Annotated in this window: 20 protein-coding genes and 2 pseudogenes; 13 read left to right on the forward strand and 9 right to left on the reverse strand. The window is 72.2% G+C overall.

From position 1 onward, the window contains the following. Nucleotides 1-133 precede the first annotated feature (133 nt). Nucleotides 134-619 (reverse strand): carboxymuconolactone decarboxylase family protein, encoded by a 486-nt coding sequence (locus tag ACGFNF_RS17210; RefSeq protein ID WP_357576785.1) that lies wholly within the window; start codon nucleotides 617-619, stop codon nucleotides 134-136. Nucleotides 620-786: 167 nt separating this feature from the next. Between ACGFNF_RS17210 and ACGFNF_RS17215 the strand changes: the two genes are divergently transcribed. Together ACGFNF_RS17215 and ACGFNF_RS17220 are read left to right on the forward strand one after the other, a co-directional pair. After that, entirely contained in the window at nucleotides 787-1,701 is a 915-nt protein-coding gene (locus ACGFNF_RS17215) for an RNA polymerase sigma-70 factor (RefSeq protein ID WP_357576786.1), read from the forward strand. A 62-nt stretch (nucleotides 1,702-1,763) separates the two neighbouring features. Continuing rightward, nucleotides 1,764-2,246 (forward strand): hypothetical protein, encoded by a 483-nt coding sequence (locus ACGFNF_RS17220; protein ID WP_393168891.1) that lies wholly within the window; start codon nucleotides 1,764-1,766, stop codon nucleotides 2,244-2,246. 139 nt (nucleotides 2,247-2,385) lie between these two features. Here the strand turns inward: ACGFNF_RS17220 and ACGFNF_RS17225 are convergent, their stop codons facing one another. Next, entirely contained in the window at nucleotides 2,386-2,604 is a 219-nt protein-coding gene (locus ACGFNF_RS17225; RefSeq protein WP_393168979.1) for a hypothetical protein, read from the reverse strand. Between the two features lie 46 nt (nucleotides 2,605-2,650). Here ACGFNF_RS17225 and ACGFNF_RS17230 point away from each other — a divergent pair, with 46 nt between their 5' ends. The 3 genes from ACGFNF_RS17230 to ACGFNF_RS17240 all read left to right on the forward strand — a co-directional run bounded on the left by ACGFNF_RS17230 (nucleotide 2,651) and on the right by ACGFNF_RS17240 (nucleotide 5,849). Beyond that, nucleotides 2,651-3,199 (forward strand): carboxymuconolactone decarboxylase family protein, encoded by a 549-nt coding sequence (locus tag ACGFNF_RS17230; protein ID WP_357576828.1) that lies wholly within the window; start codon nucleotides 2,651-2,653, stop codon nucleotides 3,197-3,199. A gap of 189 nt (nucleotides 3,200-3,388) precedes the next feature. Then, nucleotides 3,389-5,164 (forward strand): Eco57I restriction-modification methylase domain-containing protein, encoded by a 1,776-nt coding sequence (locus ACGFNF_RS17235; protein WP_357576788.1) that lies wholly within the window; start codon nucleotides 3,389-3,391, stop codon nucleotides 5,162-5,164. Continuing rightward, nucleotides 5,130-5,849, forward strand: coding sequence for a PaeR7I family type II restriction endonuclease (locus tag ACGFNF_RS17240; protein WP_357576789.1), 720 nt, complete (start codon nucleotides 5,130-5,132; stop codon nucleotides 5,847-5,849). Before ACGFNF_RS17235 ends, ACGFNF_RS17240 begins: the two co-directional genes overlap by 35 nt. A 281-nt stretch (nucleotides 5,850-6,130) precedes the next feature. Here ACGFNF_RS17240 and ACGFNF_RS17245 read toward each other — a convergent pair whose 3' ends face one another. Next, a complete protein-coding gene (locus ACGFNF_RS17245; RefSeq protein WP_393168894.1) occupies nucleotides 6,131-7,810 on the reverse strand; it encodes a DNA repair helicase XPB in 1,680 nt (559 codons plus the stop codon). Nucleotides 7,811-7,986: 176 nt separating this feature from the next. On the opposite strand from ACGFNF_RS17245, the gene ACGFNF_RS17250 reads away from it, so the two are divergent. After that, entirely contained in the window at nucleotides 7,987-8,880 is an 894-nt protein-coding gene (locus ACGFNF_RS17250) for a L,D-transpeptidase family protein (RefSeq protein ID WP_393168896.1), read from the forward strand. Between the two features lie 122 nt (nucleotides 8,881-9,002). Then, complete coding sequence (locus ACGFNF_RS17255) at nucleotides 9,003-9,251, forward strand: hypothetical protein (protein WP_151457787.1); 249 nt, start codon at nucleotides 9,003-9,005, stop codon at nucleotides 9,249-9,251. Nucleotides 9,252-9,261: 10 nt separating this feature from the next. Here the strand turns inward: ACGFNF_RS17255 and ACGFNF_RS17260 are convergent, their stop codons facing one another. Continuing rightward, on the reverse strand, nucleotides 9,262-11,742 hold the full coding sequence (locus ACGFNF_RS17260; protein ID WP_393168898.1) for a helicase-associated domain-containing protein: 2,481 nt from the start codon (nucleotides 11,740-11,742) through the stop codon (nucleotides 9,262-9,264). A gap of 85 nt (nucleotides 11,743-11,827) precedes the next feature. On the opposite strand from ACGFNF_RS17260, the gene ACGFNF_RS17265 reads away from it, so the two are divergent. Together ACGFNF_RS17265 and ACGFNF_RS17270 are read left to right on the forward strand one after the other, a co-directional pair. After that, nucleotides 11,828-12,451: an HAD family hydrolase gene (locus ACGFNF_RS17265; protein WP_393168900.1), complete on the forward strand. Its 624-nt coding sequence runs from the start codon at nucleotides 11,828-11,830 to the stop codon at nucleotides 12,449-12,451. Between the two features lie 34 nt (nucleotides 12,452-12,485). Then, nucleotides 12,486-12,872 (forward strand): cold-shock protein, encoded by a 387-nt coding sequence (locus ACGFNF_RS17270; RefSeq protein ID WP_132231948.1) that lies wholly within the window; start codon nucleotides 12,486-12,488, stop codon nucleotides 12,870-12,872. Here the strand turns inward: ACGFNF_RS17270 and ACGFNF_RS17275 are convergent. After that, nucleotides 12,833-14,314: a 1,4-dihydroxy-6-naphthoate synthase gene (locus ACGFNF_RS17275; protein WP_393168904.1), complete on the reverse strand. Its 1,482-nt coding sequence runs from the start codon at nucleotides 14,312-14,314 to the stop codon at nucleotides 12,833-12,835. The two genes, ACGFNF_RS17270 and ACGFNF_RS17275, sit on opposite strands and share 40 nt — an antisense overlap. A 6-nt stretch (nucleotides 14,315-14,320) precedes the next feature. Here ACGFNF_RS17275 and ACGFNF_RS17280 point away from each other — a divergent pair, with 6 nt between their 5' ends. Continuing rightward, nucleotides 14,321-15,250, forward strand: coding sequence for a GNAT family N-acetyltransferase (locus tag ACGFNF_RS17280; RefSeq protein WP_393168910.1), 930 nt, complete (start codon nucleotides 14,321-14,323; stop codon nucleotides 15,248-15,250). On the opposite strand, the gene ACGFNF_RS17285 is transcribed toward ACGFNF_RS17280, so the two are convergent. The 3 genes and pseudogenes from ACGFNF_RS17285 to ACGFNF_RS17295 form a co-directional block, all read right to left on the reverse strand. Then, entirely contained in the window at nucleotides 15,233-15,898 is a 666-nt protein-coding gene (locus tag ACGFNF_RS17285) for a futalosine hydrolase (protein WP_393168913.1), read from the reverse strand. The genes ACGFNF_RS17280 and ACGFNF_RS17285 overlap by 18 nt on opposite strands. Further along, nucleotides 15,895-16,125 (reverse strand): annotated as a pseudogene (locus tag ACGFNF_RS17290) (hypothetical protein); the annotation flags it as partial. The pseudogene ACGFNF_RS17290 and the gene ACGFNF_RS17285, both read right to left, overlap by 4 nt. Nucleotides 16,126-16,230: 105 nt before the next feature. Further along, a pseudogene (locus ACGFNF_RS17295) lies at nucleotides 16,231-17,637 on the reverse strand (MFS transporter); the annotation flags it as partial. An 87-nt stretch (nucleotides 17,638-17,724) separates the two neighbouring features. Here ACGFNF_RS17295 and ACGFNF_RS17300 point away from each other — a divergent pair. Then, nucleotides 17,725-18,564, forward strand: a complete 840-nt coding sequence (locus ACGFNF_RS17300) for a DUF3027 domain-containing protein (protein WP_151454151.1) — start codon at nucleotides 17,725-17,727, stop codon at nucleotides 18,562-18,564. Nucleotides 18,565-18,609: 45 nt separating this feature from the next. On the opposite strand, the gene ACGFNF_RS17305 is transcribed toward ACGFNF_RS17300, so the two are convergent. Continuing rightward, entirely contained in the window at nucleotides 18,610-18,858 is a 249-nt protein-coding gene (locus tag ACGFNF_RS17305) for a DUF2530 domain-containing protein (RefSeq protein WP_393168916.1), read from the reverse strand. Nucleotides 18,859-18,946: 88 nt separating this feature from the next. On the opposite strand from ACGFNF_RS17305, the gene ACGFNF_RS17310 reads away from it, so the two are divergent. Together ACGFNF_RS17310 and ACGFNF_RS17315 are read left to right on the forward strand one after the other, a co-directional pair. Next, nucleotides 18,947-20,425, forward strand: coding sequence for an NCS2 family permease (locus ACGFNF_RS17310; protein WP_393168981.1), 1,479 nt, complete (start codon nucleotides 18,947-18,949; stop codon nucleotides 20,423-20,425). Between the two features lie 119 nt (nucleotides 20,426-20,544). Continuing rightward, complete coding sequence (locus tag ACGFNF_RS17315) at nucleotides 20,545-20,994, forward strand: MarR family transcriptional regulator (protein WP_357576799.1); 450 nt, start codon at nucleotides 20,545-20,547, stop codon at nucleotides 20,992-20,994. The last annotated feature ends 67 nt before the right edge of the window (nucleotides 20,995-21,061 follow it).

Raw genomic sequence — 21,061 nt, forward strand, 5'->3', positions numbered from 1 at the left:
GTACGGGTGGGGCGGGGGGGGGGGGGGGGGGGGGGGGGGGGGGGGGGGGGGCGGGGGGGGGGGGGGGGGGGGGGCGCGCCCCCCCCCCGCCACCGTCGGCCCCGGGCCGGCCGATCCCGGGCCGGATCTCGATTCAGTCGAACGCGGCGGCGAACATGCCCGGCTGGTAGGAGCCGCCCCGCTGATGCACGATCACGGCGAGGCGATTGGCCGCGTTGATCAGGGCGACCAGCGCGACCAGCGCGGCGACCTGATCGTCGTCGTAGTGCTTGCGCACCTCGGCCCAGGTCTCGTCGGACACGCCCTGGTAGGCGTCGGCGAGCCGGGTGCCCTCCTCGGTGAGCGCCAGCGCGGCCTGCTCGGCCTCGGTGAAGACGGTGGACTCGCGCCAGGCGGCGACCAGGTTGAGCCGGACCGCGCTCTCGCCGGCCGCTGCGGCCTCCTTGGTGTGCATGTCGATGCACCAGCCGCAGCCGTTGATCTGGCTGGCCCGCAGCGACACCAACTCCTGCGTGGCCCTGGGCAGCGGCGACTGCTGGATCACCAGGCCGGCGTTCGCGAACCGCTTGGCGAACTTCCCGGCGACCTCGTTGTCGAACAAGTTGAATCGGGCGTCCATGCTTCCGTCCTTCACTCCTGGAATTCGGTTGGACGAACACGAGATGCCGGCGTGCAGCGCCATGTGACGGCGCGGCCGGGGTGACGACTGCCACAACCGGAGGTGTCACAGAACGGCCCGGTCCGGCATCTAATGGGTGACGCAGTCGCGAGGAACAGGAGCCACCCATGGTGGGTACGCCGCAGACCGCCGCCGACGATCGCCCGGACCCGGCCACCGAGGCGTTCCTCGCCCACCGCAACCTGCTCTTCACCGTCGCGTACGAGATGCTCGGCTCGGCCGCCGACGCGGAGGATGTCCTCCAGGAGACCTGGCTGCGGTGGGCGGGCGTCGACCTGGGCACGGTCCGGGACCGGCGCGCCTACCTGGTCCGCATCACCACCCGCCAGGCACTCGTCCGACTGCGTACGCTCAGCCGCCGCAGGGAGTCCTACGTCGGCCCCTGGCTGCCCGAGCCGCTGCTCACCGCTCCGGACGTCGCCGAGGACGTCGCGCTGGCCGACAGCGTCTCGATGGCGATGCTGCTGGTGCTGGAGACGCTGGCACCAACCGAACGGGCGGTGTTCGTGCTGCGCGAGGTGTTCGACCTCGGTTACGACGAGATCGCCGAAGCCGTCGACAAGAACCCCGCCGCTGTCCGCCAGATCGCCCACCGGGCACGCGCACACGTCGCGGCGCGCCGGCCCCGCCGCGTCGTCTCCGCGGCCGAGACCCGGTACGCGCTCGACGCGTTCCAGCGGGCGGTCGAGACCGGCGACCTGCAGGGCCTGCTCGACATCCTCGCGCCGGACGTGGTCCTGCTCGGCGACGGTGGCGGCATCAAGCAGGCAGTCCCGCGGCCCATCCTCGGAGCCGACAAGGTGGCCCGCCTACTGGCCGGCGGGTGGGGCAAGGTCGCGGGCAGCACGTCGTGGCGGCCGGCACAGGTCAACGGCCACCCGGCGCTGATCGTCCAACTCAAGGGCGAGATGGACACGGTCCTGGCCGTGCGCATCGACGGCGGCCTCATCACCGGAATCTACGCCGTACGCAATCCCGAGAAGCTGTCGCACATGGAACGGGAGACCGTCCTGAGCCGGTGAGCCGGAATTCCCCATCCACCATGGACGCGATTCGATCCCGGTCCAGCTTGATATCGTGCCCCGTGCGTCCTTCCCTCTGGCTGTTCGCCGGTGGCGCGTTGGGTCTTGCGCAATCAGTAAGCGGAGCCCGCATCGTCCTTCGTGACGCGCTTGACGCGGAGGCGATGTACGGCGGCGGAATGGATGTCGTCCTGCTGCTGATGCTGGTGGTTACCTCGGTGACCGGCGCGGCCGTTCTGTTCGCCGCCGGTGGGCTGCTGGTGCGTCATCGGGTCAGGCCCGGCCGCGCCCTGCTTTATCTGTGGACCGGTCCGATCCTCGTCCGGTCGGCATATGGCGGCTTTCTCGTGAGCGCCCCGAACGACGGTGGCCCGTTTCCGGCCTGGGCTGTCGTAACAGAGGTCGTCGCCGGTCCAGCTCTGGTTCTGACGGTGATCGCAGCAACGTGGTTGCTGTCTTGCGGTCCAGCCGCACGCGGCGACTCCACGGCTTGCCAGCCTGGCCTCGGCCCCGGGCCGAGTTGCGCAGGCACGTGGAAGGCCTGATCGGCGAGTACGTGACGCACGTCCGTACCAGTGCGACCCGCAACCGCCCCGCACATCGAGAAGTCGGCATCCGGGCCACGGTGAGCACGGCAGTTCTCACGCGTGGATCTGAGCGAAAGCTCCCTATCTGGTTCACCAACTACGGATCAGATGCCCGGCCGCACCGCCTCGCGCAGGGCGACAGGTGGTCGGTGGGCAGCGCACACCGCGCGCCGCCGGGCAGTGGCCGGTCACAGAAGACCCAATGGCACACGCCCTGCTGGTCCTCGGCTGAGACGGTGACCCCGCCGGGCTCGACGCGGGCGCCGAGCCGGGCAACATGCTCTTGAGATGGCGCAACCGATTCACTAGGTTCGATTGATAGGCGCGATCAGGGACCGTTTCAAATCCGGGAGAGTGACCCCATCGCACACATCGAACTAGGGGTGGACGAGGCCGAGTTCCCGGGCATCCGCGGGCCGCTGAGCTTCCGGCCGGAGACCGGTCAACCGTTGCTGGAATTGGTCGAGGTGCTGCTGCGAGGGCCGCACCCGCTCACGCCCGGCGAACGGGAACTGATAGCCGCGTACGTCTCCGGCCGCAACGAGTGCACCTACTGCTGCTCGGCGCACTCGGCGTACGCGGCGGCGCAGCTCGACGAGGGAATGACCCTGGTCGACCAGGTGCGCGCCGACCTGGACAGCGCACCGGTCTCCGCGAAACTCCGTGCCCTGCTGCGCATCGCCGGGGCCGTCCAGTTCAGTGGGCGTGAGGTCACCCCCGAACTGGTCGAGGCCGCCCGAGTCGAGGGCGCCACCGACCTGGAGATCCACGACACGGTGCTGATCGCGGCGGCCTTCTGCATGTTCAACCGGTACGTCGACGGCCTCGGCACCCGACCGGCGGCTGACCCCGGGTGGTACGCGCAGGCGTCCGAGCGCATCGTCCACGCCGGCTACCGCCGGGTCCTCTGACGCCGAGCCGACCGGCGCCACCGGCCCGAACTGAGCTGGGTTCTGTTCATGCGCCGTCTGCGGGCGGTGATGCCCAGGTCACGCCGACGTCGCTCTCACGGCCGTCCTCGCGCGCCGAGTGGCCGTGAGGCTCATCCGGCGATGGGCCTAGAAGTCCGTGGTGAAGCGCAAGATCGGCATAGGCCGGGCGTGCTGGTCGGGACCACGGCCGGTGTGGTGCCCTATGCTCGGCAGATGGGCGGGGCGGCGGAGCAGATGCGGCAGTTCGGGCACGATGAGGTGCTTTCGCCGCTGGCCGCGATTCCAATCGAGTCGATCGAGCACGGAGAGGTGTTCACCCGCCGCTGGGTCGTTGACCTGGTCCTTGACCTGGCTGGCTACACCGCTGACCGTGACCTCGCCGAACTGGTCGCGATCGAGCCGGCCTGCGGAGGCGGCGCCTTCCTGGCTTCGATGTCAGCCCGAATCAGTTCCTCATGCCGCAAGCACGACCGGCCACTTCTCGACGCGAAGGACGCCCTACGCGCCTTCGACCTGTTGGAACCAAATGTGGCGGCCAGCAGGCGGCTGGTTCGGGACGTTCTGGTCGATGAAGGCTGGCCCCTTGATGAGGCGCGCGAAGTGGCGGCGGCGTGGGTGCGGCAGGGCGACTACCTCCTCGATGCCTACCTCGATGAGAGCGTCGACTTCGTGGTGGGCAACCCGCCGTACGTACGGCTGGAGGATGTGCCGGCCGATCGGATGCTGGCCTACCGCGCCGCGTGTTCCACCATGACCGGCCGGTCCGATCTCTATGTCGGCTTCTACGAGCGTGGACTGCGCTCCCTGAAACCGGGCGGGGTGCTTGCCTTCATCTGTGCCGACCGTTGGATGCGCAACCAGTACGGCCGGCATCTGCGGGAACTCATCGCCACCCACTACAGCGTCGACGTCACCCTGACGATGCATGACGTGGACGCGTTCGAGACGCAGGTTGCCGCATATCCCGCCGTTACCGTGCTGCGCCGCGCCCCGCAGGGCACCGCTGTCGTGGCGGACACCCGGCGGGCCTTCGGGCCACAGGACGCCCCGGACTTGCTCGAGTGGATCGCCAACGCAGAGTCCGAGCCTAGGGCGAACGAGCGGTACGAGATCGCCCGGCTGCCTCACTGGTTCGGTGGGGGAGGATCCTGGCCATCCGGGTCTCCCTCACGGCTCGCCCTGATCGAGACATTGAACGAGCGATTTCCTCCGTTGGAAGACGTAACAACCGGTACCCGGGTCGGCATCGGCGTGGCGACGGGCGCGGACAGCGTCTTCATCACCACGGGCGCAGATGTCGAGCCGCGGCGGCTGCTGCCGCTGTCGATGGTCCGTGATACGACATCCGGCACCCTTTCCTGGTCCGGTCACTACCTCGTCGACCCTTGGGACGCCGACGGGCAACTCGTGGACCTGGACGGCCTCCCACGCCTGCAGGCGTACTACCAGCGGCACGCTGCGGCCCTGAAGCGTCGCCACGTCGCCGGCAAGCGGCCGGCGCACTGGTACCGCACGATCGACAAGGTGGACCACTCCCTGGTCGACCGCCCGAAACTGCTTTTCCCGGACATGAAGACCACCATCCACCCCGTCTTGGACGAGGGTGGCTTCTATCCGCACCACAACCTGTATTACATCGTCTCCGATGCCTGGGACCTTCGTGTCCTAGGTGGACTGTTGCTTTCCCGTGTCGCGCAAGCATTCGTGGAGGCGTACGCCGTTAAGATGCGCGGTGGCACCCTTCGATTCCAAGCCCAGTACCTCCGCCGGATCCGCGTTCCGCGGCCCGAGACGATCCCGGCCGCCGAGCGCGCCGCGCTAGCCGCCGCATTCGACAGGCGGGATACGCAGGCGGCGACGAAGGCTGCCCTACGCGTGTACGGGATTTCGGATCTGGAGGCTTCGATCAATGGACCAACGTGCGTTCGAGGAGGCGGTGCGTAGCTCCTGGGTGGTTCGGGAGTCGCAGGCCGCAAAGAAACTGCTCTCGGGCAGGTCCGACACCGGAGGACGGGGCGCGGTCACCGGCGGTGCCCATCTCGACGCGCTGACCGAACTGCTGGCGAATGTTTTCCGCGACGCCGGATTTCCGTCGGACGACGTGCGTTGTAAGTCCGGAGTCGAGCTGCCCGGCTACTTCCGGCCGACCAAGCAGTGGGACTTGGTGGTGCTTCACGAGGGCGAACTCTTCGCGGCCATCGAGCTGAAGTCCCACGTCGGCCCCTCGTTCGGCAACAACTTCAACAACCGGAACGAAGAGGCGATCGGCAGCGCGGTCGACGTGTGGCATGCCTACGAGCACGGCTTGCTCGGGCCGCTGAGGCCATGGCTAGGTTACGTGCTCCTGCTCGAAGAAGCGGAGGGGTCGACCCGCACGGGGAGGCCCAGAAGCGGCATGTTGCCGGTCGACCCGGTCTTCGCGGACACCTCCTACCTGGATCGGTACGCAATTTTCTGCAAGCGCCTGATGGACGCTGGGCTCTACGACGCCACCTGCCTCGTCACGTCGTCGCGCGAGACGGACGCGCCGATTCGCCAGCCCGATCCGGAAATTGGCTTCGCTGCCTTTGTCGGTGCCATCACCGCCCGCATCGAGCAGGTCACCGTCCCACGCCAGAGACGCAACTAGTCCGTCGTCGGCTTCGCCGACGGTGCTCGTTGAGGCGATGCGGAGGAGACAGCGATGCAGAGTGACACCCATCCGGATTTGCTCCACTATGCCTACCGCGTCACGTGGTCGGCCCAGGACGACGAGTTCGCTGCCACCTGCGCCGGTTCCCGTCCCTCTCGTGGCTCGCCTCCTCCAAGACGGCTGCTCTGCAAGGACACCAAGAGTTATTGCGGGAAGTCATGGCCGACATGCGGGAGCAGGGCGAGCAGGCGCCGTAGCCGAGCCCTGACGCCTCGAGATCAGTCGACCGTGGGGAGCTTCGGGCCGAGGACGTCGTCGGCGTCGACGATCGTGTACGCGTACCCCTGCTCGGCGAGGAAGCGCTGCCGGTGGGCCGCGTACTCGGTGTCGATGGTGTCGCGGGAGACGACCGTGTAGAAGTGCGCCTGTCGCCCGTCGGCCTTGGGCCGCAGGACCCGGCCGAGCCGCTGCGCCTCCTCCTGCCGCGAGCCGAACGTGCCCGACACCTGGATCGCCACGGCCGCCTCGGGCAGGTCGATGGAAAAATTTCCCACTTTCGAAATCACCAGGGTGCGGATCTCGCCGGAGCGGAACGCGTCGAACAGCCGCTCCCGTTCCTTGTTGGTGGTGGAGCCCTGCACGATCGGCGCGTCCAGGTACTCGCCGAGCTGGTGGAGCTGGTCGATGTAGCCGCCGATGACGAGCACCTGGTCGTCCGGGTGCCGGTCGACAAGCGCCTTGACCACGGGCAGCTTGGTGCGGGCGGTGGCCGCCATCCGGTAGCGCTCCTCGGCCTCCGCCGTCGCGTACGACATGCGCTCCGCGTCGGTGAGCGTCACGCGTACCTCGGTGCACTCGGCCGGGGCGATCCAGCCCTGCTGCTCGATGTCCTTCCATGGCGCGTCGTACCGCTTCGGGCCGATCAGGCTGAACACGTCGCCCTCCCGGCCGTCCTCGCGTACCAGAGTCGCCGTGAGGCCCAGCCGGCGACGGGCCTGGAGGTCCGCGGTGAAGCGGAAGATCGGCGCGGGCAGCAGGTGCACCTCGTCGTAGACGACCAGGCCCCAGTCGCGGGCCCCGAACAGGTCCAGGTGGGTGAACGTGCCCTTCTTGCGCGAGGTGAGCACCTGGTACGTGGCGATGGTGACCGGGCGGATCTCCTTGCGCTCGCCCGAGTACTCGCCGATCTCCTCCTCGGTCAGCGACGTGCGCGCGATCAGCTCGCGCTTCCACTGCCGGCCCGCCACCGTGTTCGTGACGAGGATCAGGGTGGTCGCCTTCGCCTCGGCCATCGCCGCCGCCCCGACCAGCGTCTTGCCGGCGCCGCACGGCAGCACCACGACGCCCGACCCGCCGGCCCAGAACGCCTCCACGGCCTCCCGCTGGTACGACCGCAGCGTCCACGGCTTGCGGCCGTCCTTGCCGGCCTCGGCCAGCTCGATCGGGTGCGCCTCGCCGTCGACGTAGCCGGCCAGGTCCTCGGCCGGCCAGCCGAGCTTGAGCAGCGCCTGCTTGAGCCGGCCCCGCTCCGACGGGTGCACCGCGATCGTGTCGTCGTCGAGCTTCGCGCCGAGCATCCCGGCGAGCTTCTTGCTCTTCGCCACCTCGATCAGCACCAGCCGGTCCAGCGCCCGCAGGACGAGGCCGTGCGCCGGGTCGTTGGCGAGCTGGAGGCGGCCGTACCGGTCCATCGTCTCGGCCACGTCGACCAGCAGCCCGTGCGGCACGGGATAGCGGGAGTACTTGATCAGGGAGTCCACCACGCCCTCGGCGTCGTGGCCGGCGGCGCGCGCGTTCCACAGCCCGAGCGGGGTCAGCCGGTAGGTGTGCACGTGCTCCGGGGATCGCTCCAGCTCGGCGAAGGGCGCGATAGCCATCCGGCACGCCTGCGCATCCGGGTGGTCGATCTCCAGCAGCAGGGTCTTGTCCGACTGCACGATCAGGGGTCCACCGCTCACGCCAGTGCCTCTCCTCCACCTCGGGTCGCCGGCTGTCCGGGAGGCGACTGACCCGCCCGGGCCGACCCACCAGTGTTGCACGCAGCCGGGTGACCGCAGAAAAATCTGGTCACCAGGAGCAACCGGAGCGGTACTCGCAACGTCTAGCAAAGGGAACACCTGTCAGGGGAGGCAGCATGAAACACGTCCGGATCAGCAGCCGGCTGCTCGCCCTGGCAGTGGTCACGCTGGTCGGTGCCGGTGCGTGCACGTTCGATCCGCAGGCCGGTGGCGGTGGGGGCGGGGGACCCGTCGCGGCCGGGGCTGCGGAGCGGGTAACGGGGGCGAGCGGCGCGCCCGGGCCGGACCAGCGGGCGCAGCCGACCACGGCGCCGCCGAAGCCCAAGGTCAAGCCGACGCGGAGCACGCCGCAACCGACGCGCCCCACGGTGAGGCCGACGCGCCCCGCGACGAAGCCCACCGCGTCGCCGTCCGTCGCCGGGTGCCCGCAGGGCGAGCACCAGCGCGAGGTGGAGGCGTACCTCGCCCGGCTGGGCGGGTTCGGGCGGGTGACCGTCGACGGCCGGCAGTCCGCCGCCGACTGCGCCGCCATCAGGAAGTTCCAGAAGCGGTACGACATCCGCCCCGCCCACGGCCGCGCCGGGCCCACGACGTACGACGTGGCGAAGCGGCTCGCCACCACCGACACGGCGCGCTGCCGGGCCGGCTCGGGCACCACCTTCTGCATCGACCTGACCCGGCAGACCACCTGGGTCATGCGCAACGGCAAGGTGCTCGTGCAGCCGACCGTCACCCGCACGGGCATGCCCGGCTACCGCACCCCCGCCGGCACGTTCACGATCAACTACCGCAACGTCAAGGAGTGGTCCGACCCGTACGAGGTGTGGCTGCCGTACTGGCAGCACTTCACCCAGGGCATGGGCTTCCACCAGACCACGACCTACCTGCACGAGAAGTCGATCGGTTCGCACGGCTGCGTCAACCTGCTGCCCGGCGACGCCGTCCGCTACTGGGAGCTGGGCAAGGTCGGCAGCAAGGTGGTGCTGGTGGGGCGGCGCCCCGGCACCTGAGCCGCCCGGCCGCCCCACCCGAGGTCGCACAACTCGTCCGATCGGGGTTTTATCCCCTGTCACTCCCGCCACGGCGGTGTCACGCTGGATGCCAGGCGTCGAACCGGACGGGGAGGCTGGAGATGACGGTCGACCGTGAAGTGATACCGGAGCACAGTCCCGCGCCCGACCGGTCGCCCGTCGAGGAGGTCTCCACCGCCACCGTCGTCGCGTACGGGGTGGCGGCGGTGGTGCTCGTCGGCTGGTTCCTCTTCGGCTGGCTGGTGCTCGAACAGGGCTTCGTCGACTCGGTCGGCGAGTCGGCCGGCGCCGGGTTCACGCTGCTCCTGATCGTCTCCGTCGTCGGGACCGTACGCCGCAGCCGGCGCTGACCCGAACCGCTCAGTCCTCCAGCACCGCCGCCGTGATCCGGTGCAGGGCGAACGTGTGCAGCATCTCCGTCCGGTCGTCCTCGGCGCGCAGGTAGCCCGCGCCCATCGAGACCGGCCGGACGAGCCGGGACGCGGTCGCCCCGTGCGCGTCGACGTACCCGACCCAGACCCGCGCCCGGTCCCGGATCGCCTGCTGGAGCACCGCGAGGGCGTCGCTGTGGGACGGCACCGGCGCCGGTCCGGTACGCCCGACCCCGCTCCGGACCACGGCCGGCGCCCGTCGCGCGGCCCGGGCCGCCGCGTCGCCCCGCCGGATCTGCTCCACCACGCCGAGCAGGCGGGGCATGGCCAGCTTCGGTGTGGTCAGCGGGTCGAGCGTCCGGGTCGTCACCGGCACCCGGGCCGGCGCCCGCCGGGTCTTCGGGCGGGCGAGCACCGCCGACCCGCTCGCGTCCTCCGGCACCGGGGCGTACCCGGCGTCGCGCAGCACCATCAGCATCCGACCCACCTGGTACGGCGTCGACAGCACCGTCGGCGCCAGCCGGCGCAACGCCAGCGGCTCCAGCCGCCGGTCGGCGAGCACCTCGGTCAGCAGCGCCTCGTCGTCGCTGCGCACGTACGCCCCGGCGGAGCCGACGCGCAGCCCGCCGTGCTTGCGGGCCACGTCGTCCACCAGATACGTCAGCCCCTGCGGAACGGGGGTGCGGGACCGCCGGCGGAACAGGGTGTGCAGGTCGTCGGCCGAGTAGCCGGCGTCCAGGGCCCGTCGCACGCTGGCCGGGGTGACCCGGTGCACGCTGGCCCCGCCGGCCGACTCGTGCTCCGCCACCACCTCCAACTCGGCGGCCAGCGCCGGGTCGGGCGGGCCGGGCACCACGACGGTCAGGTCCGCCTGCACGAGGAAGTGGTCCACCGGGGCGGGCAGCAGCGCGTCCAGCGCGCGTACGGCGCTGGTCGGGTCGCCGCTCTCGGTGTCCGCCCGCAGCCCGAGCGGGTCGTCGCCGCCCCGCTCGTCGGCGGCGGTCACGTCGGCGAGCAGCAGCCGCCCGTACGAGGTGAGCGCCCCCAGCCCCGTCACGCCCAGCGTGGCCGCCTCGACCAGCACCTCCCGGTGCGCGGCCTCCCGTCCCCGGCTGCGCCGCGGCGCCCGCCAGTCGAGCAGGGCCAGCACCTCCTCGGGGGTGGGCCCGGTGGCCGGCTCCAGGTCGGCGAGGACCTCCAGCACGGCCCGTCGGGCGGCCGGCGCGCCGGCCCGCTCCGCCTCGGCGGAGAGCACCGTGATCGGCCGGTCCCGGTCGTCGCGCTGCCCGACCAGCCCGGCCTGCCGGGTCATGGTCAGCCAGGCCCGGGCGAGCTGCTCCCAGCGCTGCGCGAGCGTCCCCGCCCGCCACACCTCGTACCCGGCGGTGGGCAGGACCTGCTGGTCGGCGCCGTGCCGGGTGGTGGTGGCCCCGGGCAGGTCGACCTCGCCGACCAGCCCGCCCGCGTATGCCGCCTCCAGCAGCAGGGCCGCCGTCGACTCGTCCACCCCGACGCCCTTGGCGAGCCGGCGCAGGTCACGGACGCCCAGGCCGCCCGAGCGCAGCACCGGTGCCGGTTCGGCGGCGAGCTGCTCCAGCAGCGCCTCGGTGTGGCGTACCACCTCCATGGTCTGCCCGGCCCCGGCGGAGTCGGCGGCCTTCGGCTCGCGCGGCGCGGTGGCCACGGGCGGCGGGCTGCTGCGCAGCGGGCCGAGCGGGCCGCTGTCGCGGCGCAGCAGCAGGCCCACCTCGCGGGGCAGTTCGACGGTGCCCGTGGCGCCGGCCCGGCCGCCGGAGACCGGCACCAGCAGGTGGTGGTCAACGAGCCAGCGCACCGGCGAGCCGGTCGGCACGCCGCCGTTCGTCGGGTCCGGGGGCAGGTCGGCCTCCGCACCGAGCGGGGGCGCCTGCAACGCGCCCGCCGGCACGCTGCCGACCGGCGGTCCGGCGGCCAGCCGGTCCAGGATCGCCCGGGCCGAGGGCGGCGCGGCCAGCAGCGTCCGCCGCAGCTTCGCCGGGTCCGCGCAGAGCGCCGCCGCCCGCGGGCCGAGCTCCGCCGCCGGTCGACCCAGGCCCGCCGGGTACGGGGAGACCTCGTCGACGCTCGCCACCACGCGCAGGGCGCTCTCGGGGCCGTACAGCACGAAGAGCGCGCGCAGCCGGTTCACGGCGGCGCGGACGGTGGTGGGGGCGGGCGGCTGCGGCCCGGCGGTCGCCATGGCGAGCACCGCGTCGGTGGAGGTGGTCTGCTCGGCCGCGTCCCGGGTCAGCCGGGCGGCGTCGAGCATCAGCAGGGTGAACTGGTCCAGCGCGTCGAGGGCGCGGGCCACCGAGACCCGCGACTGGGCCCGGGTGGCGAGCGCGGAGACGTCGGCCGGCACGGGCACGACGAGGTCCGGCCGCAACTGGAGGAGGGCGGCGAGCGACTCGTCGGGAAGTGACCGCAGGTGGTCGGCGAGTGAGGTGGTCATCGTCGTTCCACGCTAGCCCGGCAGAGGGTCCTCCCGCCCCTCGGACGTCCGGCTGACCCGGGGTTGGGCGGGTACGTTCTCCCGCATGGCAGCGCTGACGGTCGGCTTCGACCTCGACATGACCCTGGTCGACTCGCGTCCCGGCATCGCCGACACGTTCCGGGCGTTGACGGCCCGCACGGGGGTGCACGTGGACGCGGCGGCCGCCGTGGCGCGGCTCGGCCCGCCGCTGCGTACGGAGATCGCCCGCTGGTTCCCGCCGGAGCAGGTCGACGAGGCCGTCCGGACGTACCGCGAGCTGTATCCGGCGTACGCGATCACACCCACCGTCCCGCTGCCCGGGGCGGTCGCCGCGATCGACGCGGTACGCGAACGCGGCGGACGGGTGCTGGTGGTCACCGCCAAGCAGGGCCGCCTGGCCCGGCTGCACCTCGACCACCTGGGCCTGGTGGTCGACGAGGTGGCCGGCGACCTGTTCGCGGAGGGGAAGGCGACCGCCCTGCGGCAGCACGGCGCGACCCACTACGTCGGCGACCACGTGGCCGACATGGTGGCGGCGGGGGCGGCGGGCGTACCCGGCATCGGGGTCGCCACGGGCCCGTGCACCGCCGACGAGCTGCGCGCGGCCGGGGCGGAGGTGGTGCTGGATGATCTCACCGGATTCCCGGCGGCGCTGGACGGCATGATCCGGCTAGCCTTGGAGCGGTAGACGTCTCAAGCTCAAGCGAAGCAGGGGTTCTCAGGTGCCGACGGGTCGAGTGAAGTGGTTTGACGCGGCCAAGGGATACGGATTTGTCACCAGTGACGAGGGTGGCGACGTGTTCCTTCCCAAGGGCGCGCTACCGACGGGTGTCACCGACCTCAAGGGCGGTCAGCGGATCGACTTCAGCGTGGTGGACAGCCGCCGGGGCGCGCAGGCGATGGGGGTCAAGCTGCTAGACGCCCCGCCGTCGATGGCGGAGCTGCGTCGCCGGCCGGCCGAGGAGCTGCACGGCCTCGTCGAGGACATGATCAAGGTGCTGGAGGCGAAGGTCCAGCCGGACCTTCGCCGGGGTCGCTTCCCCGACCGCAAGACGGCGCAGAAGATCGCTCAGCTGGTCCACGCGGTCGCCAACGAGCTGGAGGTCTGAGGCACCAGCCCGGCGTCGGCGGCCCGGCCGAGCAACGCCTCGACGGCGGCGAATCCCGCGTCCCCCAGGTCGGCGGTGAACTCGTTGACGTAGAGCCCGATGTGGCGGTCCACCACGTCGGGCTCCATCTCCTGGGCGTGGGCCAGCACGTACTCCCGGCTGGCGGCCGGATCGGCCCAGGCCTGGCGTACCGACTCGCGGATCCACCCGGCTGCGGCCTCCGGGTCGACCGCGCCGCGCCGGGCCAGGATGGCACCGAGGGGGATGGGCAGGCCGGTGTCGGCCTCCCACCACTCGCCGAGGTCGACCAGGGCGGTCAGGCCGTGCCGCGGGTAGGTGAACCGGGCCTCGTGGATGACCAGCCCGGCGTCGTACCGTCCGGCCGCGACGCCCGGCATGATCTCGTGGAACGGCACGACCTCGATCCGCGCCGGGGGCCGGTCGGCCGCCCAGAGCCGGAAGAGCAGGTACGCCGTCGTCCGGTCGCCCGGCACCGCCACCGTGGCGCCGCTCAGGTCGGCGCGCCCGGGACCACCGAGCCGGTCGGGCTGGAGCCGCCCGGGCCGGCCGAGGTCGTCGGGCTGGTCGAGCCGGTCGGGCCGGCCGAGGCCGTCGGGCCGGTCGGGGTGGTCGCCGCGGGTCAGCACCAGCGGGCCGCAGCCACGGCCCAGTGCGCCCCCACAGGGCAGCAGGTGGTAGTCGTCCAGCAGCCACGGCAGCGCCGCGTAGCTCACCTTAACCAGGTCGAACGCACCCCGCTCGGCGGCCGTGTTGGTGACGTCCACGTCGGCGTACGTGACGTCGACCGGCGGTGCGCCGGGCACGAGACCGTGTACCAGGGCGTGGAAGACGAACGTGTCGTTGGGGCAGGGCGAAACAGCCAGCGAGAGCGCCACACCCTCACCGTATCCCCGCCCCGGGTGGGTCGCCCGACCGTGGCAGGCTCGGTGTGACCTGGACCCACTGTCGCCGAGCCGACGGCCACCGCGCCAGGTGGGTTCCGCCCGCCCCTCCGCCCGCTCGTCCGCCCGCCCCTGCGCACGGACGGAACGTGCCCTGCGGACGGGAGCGCGTGTGCCGCGTTGCCGGCAGAACTCGTCCGGTAGCCCCTTTCGAGCTGATGTCGTAGACGATTCATCCCCGCCCGCTCGCCCGCGGCGGGTGGCTGTGAACCTCGGGTGTGACGGGACCCAGGCGGCACCCGTCGCGTGGCACGGGCGGCAGGCGGCTCCTGATGTCGTAGACGATTCAGCTCGACAGCGTCGGAGCAGGGTCCTCGTCCCCGGCCGACCGTCCTGGCCGGGCCGGGCCGTCCTGGCCGGGCCGTCCTGGCCGGTCGCCGAGCCGTGCGATGGTCGATCCGTTGATCGTCGACGTTGTCCACAAGTTTGTCCACAGGTGGCGGGTGGGTGTTGAAGACGTCGCGCCGCGCCGGGAAGCATGTTCTCGTGACAGAGCTGACGGAAGCCGTCGACCTTGGCGCAGCCCTGCGGGCCCTACGACGCCGAGCAGACCTGAGCCAGCGCGAACTGGCCGAGCGGTCCGGAGTGCCCCAGGCGACCCTGGCCCGGATCGAGTCGGGCCGGGCCACCGATCCACGGTTTCGCACGGTGGAGCGGCTCGTCCGGGCCGCCGGTGGTGAAGTGCCGATCCGTGTAAGCGGCACCGCCGCAACCGCCGGCACCGCTGGCACTGCTGGCACTGCCGGAGCCGCCGGAGCCGCCGTAACCTTCGGAGCCGCCGATCTGTCGCTGCCGGCGGTGCCGCATGACGCGCTGCGGGACGGAGCAGGGCGGCGCTACCCGGCGCACCTCGACGCCTGGGAGGTCAAGGAGCCGAAGGACTGGCCGGGCGCCTGGTGGGCGAACTGGTACAACCTGCCGCCGGCGCTCTGGCCGTTACCGGTACCGCCGGCCACGTACCAGCGGAATCGTCGATACCGGGATCGGCGCCGACGGGCCGAGGAGGTTCGGCGGACGGTACGGCTGCGGCGGGTGACGGGCGGCGGCCTGCCGGCGACGTCGTGGCGATTCGTGGCCGAGCTGCCGGGCGGCGGGCTGGTCGGTGAGCTGCGGGCACACGAGCGCAGCCCGCACCTGATCGACGGCGACGACCCGAGCGACGAGCGGGAGATCGTGCTCGACGGGGTTCTCGTCGCCGAGGACTGTCGACGGCTCGGCATCGGGCGCCGGTTGGTCGCGATGCTCGCCGCCGAGATGGACCGCGCGGGCATCCGTTCGGCCCACGCGATCGCCGAGGGCGGTGATGTCGACCTGCTGCTCGCCTGCGGATACCAGTTCAAGACGAGCCGGCCGTGGGCGCTGCGGTACGACCATCGGCCCGCGACGGGGAACCGACCGTCAGGGCAGGGCGGGTGAGGTCAGGGCCGTGGCGGCGGTGGTGAGGGCGGCGAGCGCCTCGCGCATGCGCCAGGCGTCGCGGTCGCGGGGGCCGATCGGGTTGGAGACGGTACGCAGCTCGACGAAGGGGACGCCGGCCTGCGCGGCGGCGACGGCCACGCCGTACCCCTCCATGGCCTCGGCGACCGCGTCGGGGTGACGCCGGCGCAGGGCGTCGGTGCTGGCGGCGCTGCCGGTCACCGTGCTGACGGTCAGCACCGCGCCCACCGTGGCCGTCGGCAGCGCGGACCGCAGGGCGGCCAGCAGGCCGGGGTCGGCGGCGAGCGCGATGCCCCCACCGAGCCACTCCGGGGGCATGCCCAGCTCGTCCACCGGGAGGAAGCCCGTCGGCGACTCGGCGCCCAGGTCGGCGGCGACGGACACGGCGCCCAGCACCGTCGCGCCGACCTCCGCCCGGCCGGCGAAGCCGCCCGCCACGCCCGCGCTGACCACGCCGCGGTACGGGCGCCCGGCCGCCTCGGCGAGCACCAGCAGTCGGGCGGTGGTGGCGGCGGCCACGGCGGGGCCGACCCCCACCGGCAGCACCGTCGTCGACGCACCCGTCAGGCCCGCGCGGACCGCCTCGGCCTCGGCGGGCACCGCCGTGACCACCAGCAGGCCCGTCACGGCAGGGGCCCCTGTGGCTCCCGCCGGGTCTCGTCGTCCGCCCCGCCCGGCCCGCCGACGGCCGACGACGGCCGGTAGATGTGGTACCCCGGCGGGGCCAGGGCCGGATCGTCCAGCGGCGAGCCGCCCTGCGCCGGGGCGGGCGAGACGGGCGCCACCCCGGTGTCGGGGCCGCCCCCTGCCTCGGCGCCTGCGCCGGCGCCCGGGTCGGCCGGGTCTTCCCCGTCACCTCCGCCGGTTCCGGTGCGCGCGCCGGCCGTGTCGCCTGTGCCGGTCCGGTCGTTCGTGCCGCTGCCGCTGCCGCTGCCGCTGCCGGTGTTGCTGCCGGGTTCGTCGGCCAGTTCGTCGTCGGCGAGCGGGCGACCGGCCAGCCGCTCGGCGCGCAGGCGGCTCGCCACCACCACGCCTCGGGCGGCGGCCAGCGTGCCGGCCCCGGCGGCGACCGCGATCCCGATCCGGCCGTCGAAGGGTACGAGCCCCAGCCCGCCCCCGGCGACGAACGCGAGCATCAGCACGGTCTCGGAGTGGGCGAACGAGCTGGCCCGCAGCCGCTCCGGGATGCGCTCCTGGATCGAGGCGTCCACGGTGAGCTTGGCGATGCCGCTCATCAGCGCGGTCACCAGGCAGAGCAGGGCGACCATCGGCAGCGAGAACTTCAACGCGGCGAGGATCGCCACCCCACCCACGATGATCATGCCGCTGGACTGGATCGCGACGGGTCGGTGGATGCGCAGGCGGGTGCCGATCGCGGTGGCGAGGAAGGTGCCCACGGCCAGCGCGGCGCCGACGAGGCCCAGCGCACCCTCGTCACCCAGGTCCCGGCCGAAGACGACGGTGGTCAGGTCGCCGGCCTTGATCGCGAAGGCCAGGAAGAGCAGCAGGAACCCGTACAGCCCGCGTAGCGTCGCGGCACCGATCAGGGTGGCGATCACGAGTCGGCCGGCCGGCCGTCCCCGGCCCAGCGGGCGGTCGCCGGTGCGCCGCCAGAGCGCACGCAGCGGCCGGGGCACCCGCTCCGGTGGCTCGGAGTCGGCCTTCGGCGGCAGGCGCAGGGAGATCACCATGCCGACCAGGAAGATGATCGAGGCGACCCGGAGCGGCCACTGCGGCCCGAACCAGAAGGCGGCCAGCCCGATCGGAGCGACCAGGGCGCCGGCCACCGTGCCGTAGACGCTGGCCCGGGCGCCCACCTGGGAGAGCCCCAGCCCCTCCGGCAGCAGCCGTGGGACGGCCGCCGAGCGGGCCACCCCGTACGCGCGGGAGAGCGCCAGCACGCCGAAGGCCGCCGGGTAGAGGCCGAAGCCGTGGATGTAGTCGGAGATCAGCCAGGCCAGGAAGGCGCGGCCGAGCATGGTGGCGGCCAGCGCGTACCGGCGGCCGTGGCGGAAGTGGTCGAGCAGCGGGCCCACCACCGGGGCGAGCATGGCGAACGGCACCATGGTCACCAGCAGGTAGAGGGCGACCTTGCTGCGTGCCTCGCCGAGCGGGACGTTGAAGAAGATCGTCCCGGCGAGGCCGATGGCGATCAGCGTGTCCCCGGCGCAGGAGACCGCGTGCAGGTCGAAGAGGCGGACCATGCCGACCTCGCCCCCGGCGCCCCGGGTGCGGGCCCGGCCCGCCCGCCGGGTCATCCAGCGGCCACTGCTGACCGAGCCACGGAACAGCAGGCGGACGGCCTTGATGCCGGTGCCGACGGTCCGCCCGAGTACGGACCGCCCGGAGCGGGAGAACAGCGGCATGCCCACCATCCTCACCCATTCAGTCCGTCCGTGCCGCACCACTGTCTCAGAACGTCGTCGGCGGGTGCCTGTCGGTCGGCCGTACGCATGGGGAACAATGGTTGGGTGACCAGGCCTGCCTCCGCCCGTGCTGCTCGTCTCGACCAGGTCTGCGCCGCCGCCGTCGAGGTGGCGCGTGACGCCATCACCGAGGTCGACCCCTCGGACATCGGCGACCACCTGCAGGCCGTCGCGGAGGGTGACCGACTCGTCACCCACTACTTCGAGTGCCGGCTCGCCGGCTACCGGGGCTGGCGGTGGGCGGTCACCGTCACCCGCGTGCCGCGCAGTCGGCACGTCACCGTCTGCGAGACGGTGCTGATCCCCGGCACGGACGCGATGCTCGCGCCCGGCTGGCTGCCGTGGCAGGAGCGGCTCAAGCCGGGCGACCTCGGCCCCGGCGATTTGCTGCCCACCCCGGCGGACGACGACCGGCTCCAGCCCGGCTACCTGCTCTCCGACGACCCGGCGGTCGAGGAGACCGCGTGGGAGCTGGGTCTCGGCCGGGCCCGGGTGCTCTCCCGGGAGGGGCGCAGCGAGGCCGCCCAGCGCTGGTACGACGGCGACCACGGCCCGTCCGCCGCGATCTCGGCCGCCGCCCCCGCCGCCGCCCGCTGCGGCACCTGCGGCTTCTACCTGCCGCTCGCCGGCGCCCTGCGGCAGTCCTTCGGGGCCTGCGGCAACTTCTACGCCCCCGACGACGGTCGGGTGGTCAGCGCCGACCACGGCTGCGGGGCGCACTCGGAGACCCTGATCGAGGCCGCCGAGACGCCGGTCGAGGAGATGCCGACGGTCTACGACGACAGCGCGGTCGAGCCCATGGCGGTCAGCCGGGCACCGGGCTCCGTCGAGGCCGCGGAGCCGGCGGAGCCGTACGGCCACCCCTGACGCCATTGGCGCGGCACCGGTCCGGCGGACCGGTGTCGTCGCAGGTCAGCGGCCGGCGCGGCGGCGACGTCGGTTGGCGTCGTGCCGCATCATCACGGCGAGACCGGGGAAACCCCACAGGAAACCGGCCAGGCAGGTCCACAGCCAGTCCTGGTGATCGTGCGCCCTCAGCCAGTCGCGGAAGAAGACCAGCAGCACCAGCCCGGCGATCGCCCAGGCCGCCATCCCGGCGAGGGCGAACGGCACCATCGGCGGGTCGAGCGGCTCGGGCCGCGGGGGCTGCTCCTTCGGCACGCGGCAAGCGTACGCGATCAACTTTTCCTGCTGGCCGGTGATCTGCGACGATGCGCGCGACAACGGAAGATCCACCTGCGAGGACCTGATGGCAGTAGCGCCGCCCGAGAACGGCACACCACCCGACCCAGCGCACCCCCGGAACGGTTTCGACCGGTACTTCGAGATCTCCGCCCGTGGCTCGACGATGAGCCGCGAGGTACGCGGTGGCCTGGCGACCTTCTTCACGATGGCGTACATCGTGGTGCTCAACCCGCTCATCATCGGTGGTGCCGTCGACGGCGACGGCAAGAAGCTCTCCATCGCCGCCCTCGCTGCGGCAACCGCCCTGGTCGCCGGCCTGATGACCATCCTGATGGGCGTGGTCGGCCGGTTCCCGCTGGCGCTCGCCGCCGGCCTCGGCGTCAACGCGCTTGTCGCGTACGAGATCGCCCCGGAGATGACCTGGGCGGACGCGATGGGCCTCGTGGTGATCGAGGGCCTGATCATCGCGGTACTGGTGCTGACCGGCCTGCGTACGGCGGTGTTCCGCTCGGTGCCGACGCAGATGAAGACGGCGATCGGCGTCGGCATCGGCCTCTTCCTGACCATCATCGGCCTGGTCGACGCCGGTTTCGTCCGCCGGGTGCCGGACTCGGAGAACACCACGGTCCCCGTCGGGCTGGGCATCGATGGCAGCCTCGGCAGCTGGCCGATGCTTGTCTTCGTGGTGGGTCTGCTGCTGACCATCGTGCTGATGGTGCGGCGGGTCAAGGGCGCGATCCTCATCGGCATCCTCGGCTCCACCGTGGTGGCGATCGTCGTCGAGGCGTTGTTGAACATCGGGCCGTCCTTCGTCGACGGCAAGCCCAACCCGAAGGGCTGGGCGCTGAACGTCCCCGAGCTGCCGAAGACCTGGGTGGACGTGCCGGACCTGTCGCTGCTCGGCAACTTCAACCTGTTCGACTCGTGGGGCCGGGCCGGCTGGGTCGTCGTCCTGATGTTCGTGTTCACCCTGCTGATCACGGACTTCTTCGACACCATGGGCACGATGGTGGCGGTCGGCCAGGAGGGGAGCATGCTCGACGAGCGGGGCACCCCGCCGCGGGCGAAGGAGATCCTGCTGGTCGACTCGATCGCGGCGGCTGCCGGCGGTGCGGCGAGCACGTCCAGCAACACGTCGTACATCGAGAGTGCCGCCGGTGTGGCGGAGGGCGCCCGTACGGGCGTGGCCAACCTGGTCACCGGCTCGCTGTTCCTGCTGGCGATGTTCCTGGCGCCGCTGGTCGTGGTGGTGCCGTTCGAGGCGGCGTCGACGGCGCTGGTGGTGGTCGGCTTCCTGATGATGACCGCGGTGCGGACGATCGACTGGTCCGACTACGAGATCGCGATCCCGGCGTTCCTGACGATCGTGCTGATGCCCTTCACGTACTCGATCTCCAACGGCATCGGCGCGGGCCTGATCACGTACGTGGTGGTGAAGCTCGCCAAGGGCAAGGCCCGGGAGATCCACCCGCTGCTGTACGGGGTGGCCGCCCTCTTCGTGCTCTACTTCCTGCGTGGGCCGATCGAGTCCGTGGTGCTCTGAACACGCCCTGCTCCGGGCCGGTGACCGAACGGGGTACCCGGCCCGGAGCAGGACAAACTTCTCGTGAGCGTGCTCATATCAGTGGTCATTCGCCTGGCTAATTAGTTAGGCTAACTATCGTGACGGAGCGGACGGTGACGGCGAACCGCGTGCCACCGGCGCAGCTGGCACCGCAGCTGCGTGATGCGATCACCCGGCTGAACCGACGGGTCCGCCAGGCCCGGCCGGTCGGCGACCTCACGGTCACCCAGCTCTCCGCGCTCACCAGCCTCCGGCTGGCGGGTGCGCTGACGCCTCGGGAACTGGCCGACGTGGAACGGGTGCAGCCGCCCACGATGACCAAGATCGTCGCGAAGTTGGAGGAGCGTGGCCTCGTGCAGCGCACCCCCCATCCGACCGACGGCCGGCAGGTCATCCTGGCGGCGACCGAGGGGGGACGGGCCGTGCTCGACCAGTTCGAGCGGGTCCGCGACGAGTGGCTGGCCCGCCGGCTGGCCGAGCTGACCGAAGCCGAGCGGGAAACCCTGCGGCAGGCTGCCGAGATCCTTCAGCAGCTCGCCCGCGCCTGACCCGCGCCTCGTGCCACCGCGCCGTCCGCCGTCGATGACGCGTACGACCGCGAGGAGGCGCACCAAG

The sequence above is a fragment of the Micromonospora sp. NPDC048868 genome, from assembly GCF_043198195.1.
Lineage (GTDB): Bacteria > Actinomycetota > Actinomycetes > Mycobacteriales > Micromonosporaceae > Micromonospora > Micromonospora reichwaldensis.

What these genes read in the sequence shown, in the direction of transcription:
- ACGFNF_RS17210 (WP_357576785.1), bottom strand. Translation starts at nt 619, where the DNA reads ATGGACGCCCGATTCAACTTGTTCGACAACGAGGTCGCCGGGAAGTTC.
- ACGFNF_RS17215 (WP_357576786.1), top strand. Translation starts at nt 787, where the DNA reads ATGGTGGGTACGCCGCAGACCGCCGCCGACGATCGCCCGGACCCGGCC.
- ACGFNF_RS17240 (WP_357576789.1), top strand. Translation starts at nt 5,130, where the DNA reads ATGGACCAACGTGCGTTCGAGGAGGCGGTGCGTAGCTCCTGGGTGGTT.
- ACGFNF_RS17250 (WP_393168896.1), top strand. Translation starts at nt 7,987, where the DNA reads ATGAAACACGTCCGGATCAGCAGCCGGCTGCTCGCCCTGGCAGTGGTC.
- ACGFNF_RS17255 (WP_151457787.1), top strand. Translation starts at nt 9,003, where the DNA reads ATGACGGTCGACCGTGAAGTGATACCGGAGCACAGTCCCGCGCCCGAC.
- ACGFNF_RS17260 (WP_393168898.1), bottom strand. Translation starts at nt 11,742, where the DNA reads ATGACCACCTCACTCGCCGACCACCTGCGGTCACTTCCCGACGAGTCG.
- ACGFNF_RS17265 (WP_393168900.1), top strand. Translation starts at nt 11,828, where the DNA reads ATGGCAGCGCTGACGGTCGGCTTCGACCTCGACATGACCCTGGTCGAC.
- ACGFNF_RS17275 (WP_393168904.1), bottom strand. Translation starts at nt 14,314, where the DNA reads ATGCTTCCCGGCGCGGCGCGACGTCTTCAACACCCACCCGCCACCTGT.
- ACGFNF_RS17300 (WP_151454151.1), top strand. Translation starts at nt 17,725, where the DNA reads ATGGGGAACAATGGTTGGGTGACCAGGCCTGCCTCCGCCCGTGCTGCT.
- ACGFNF_RS17310 (WP_393168981.1), top strand. Translation starts at nt 18,947, where the DNA reads ATGGCAGTAGCGCCGCCCGAGAACGGCACACCACCCGACCCAGCGCAC.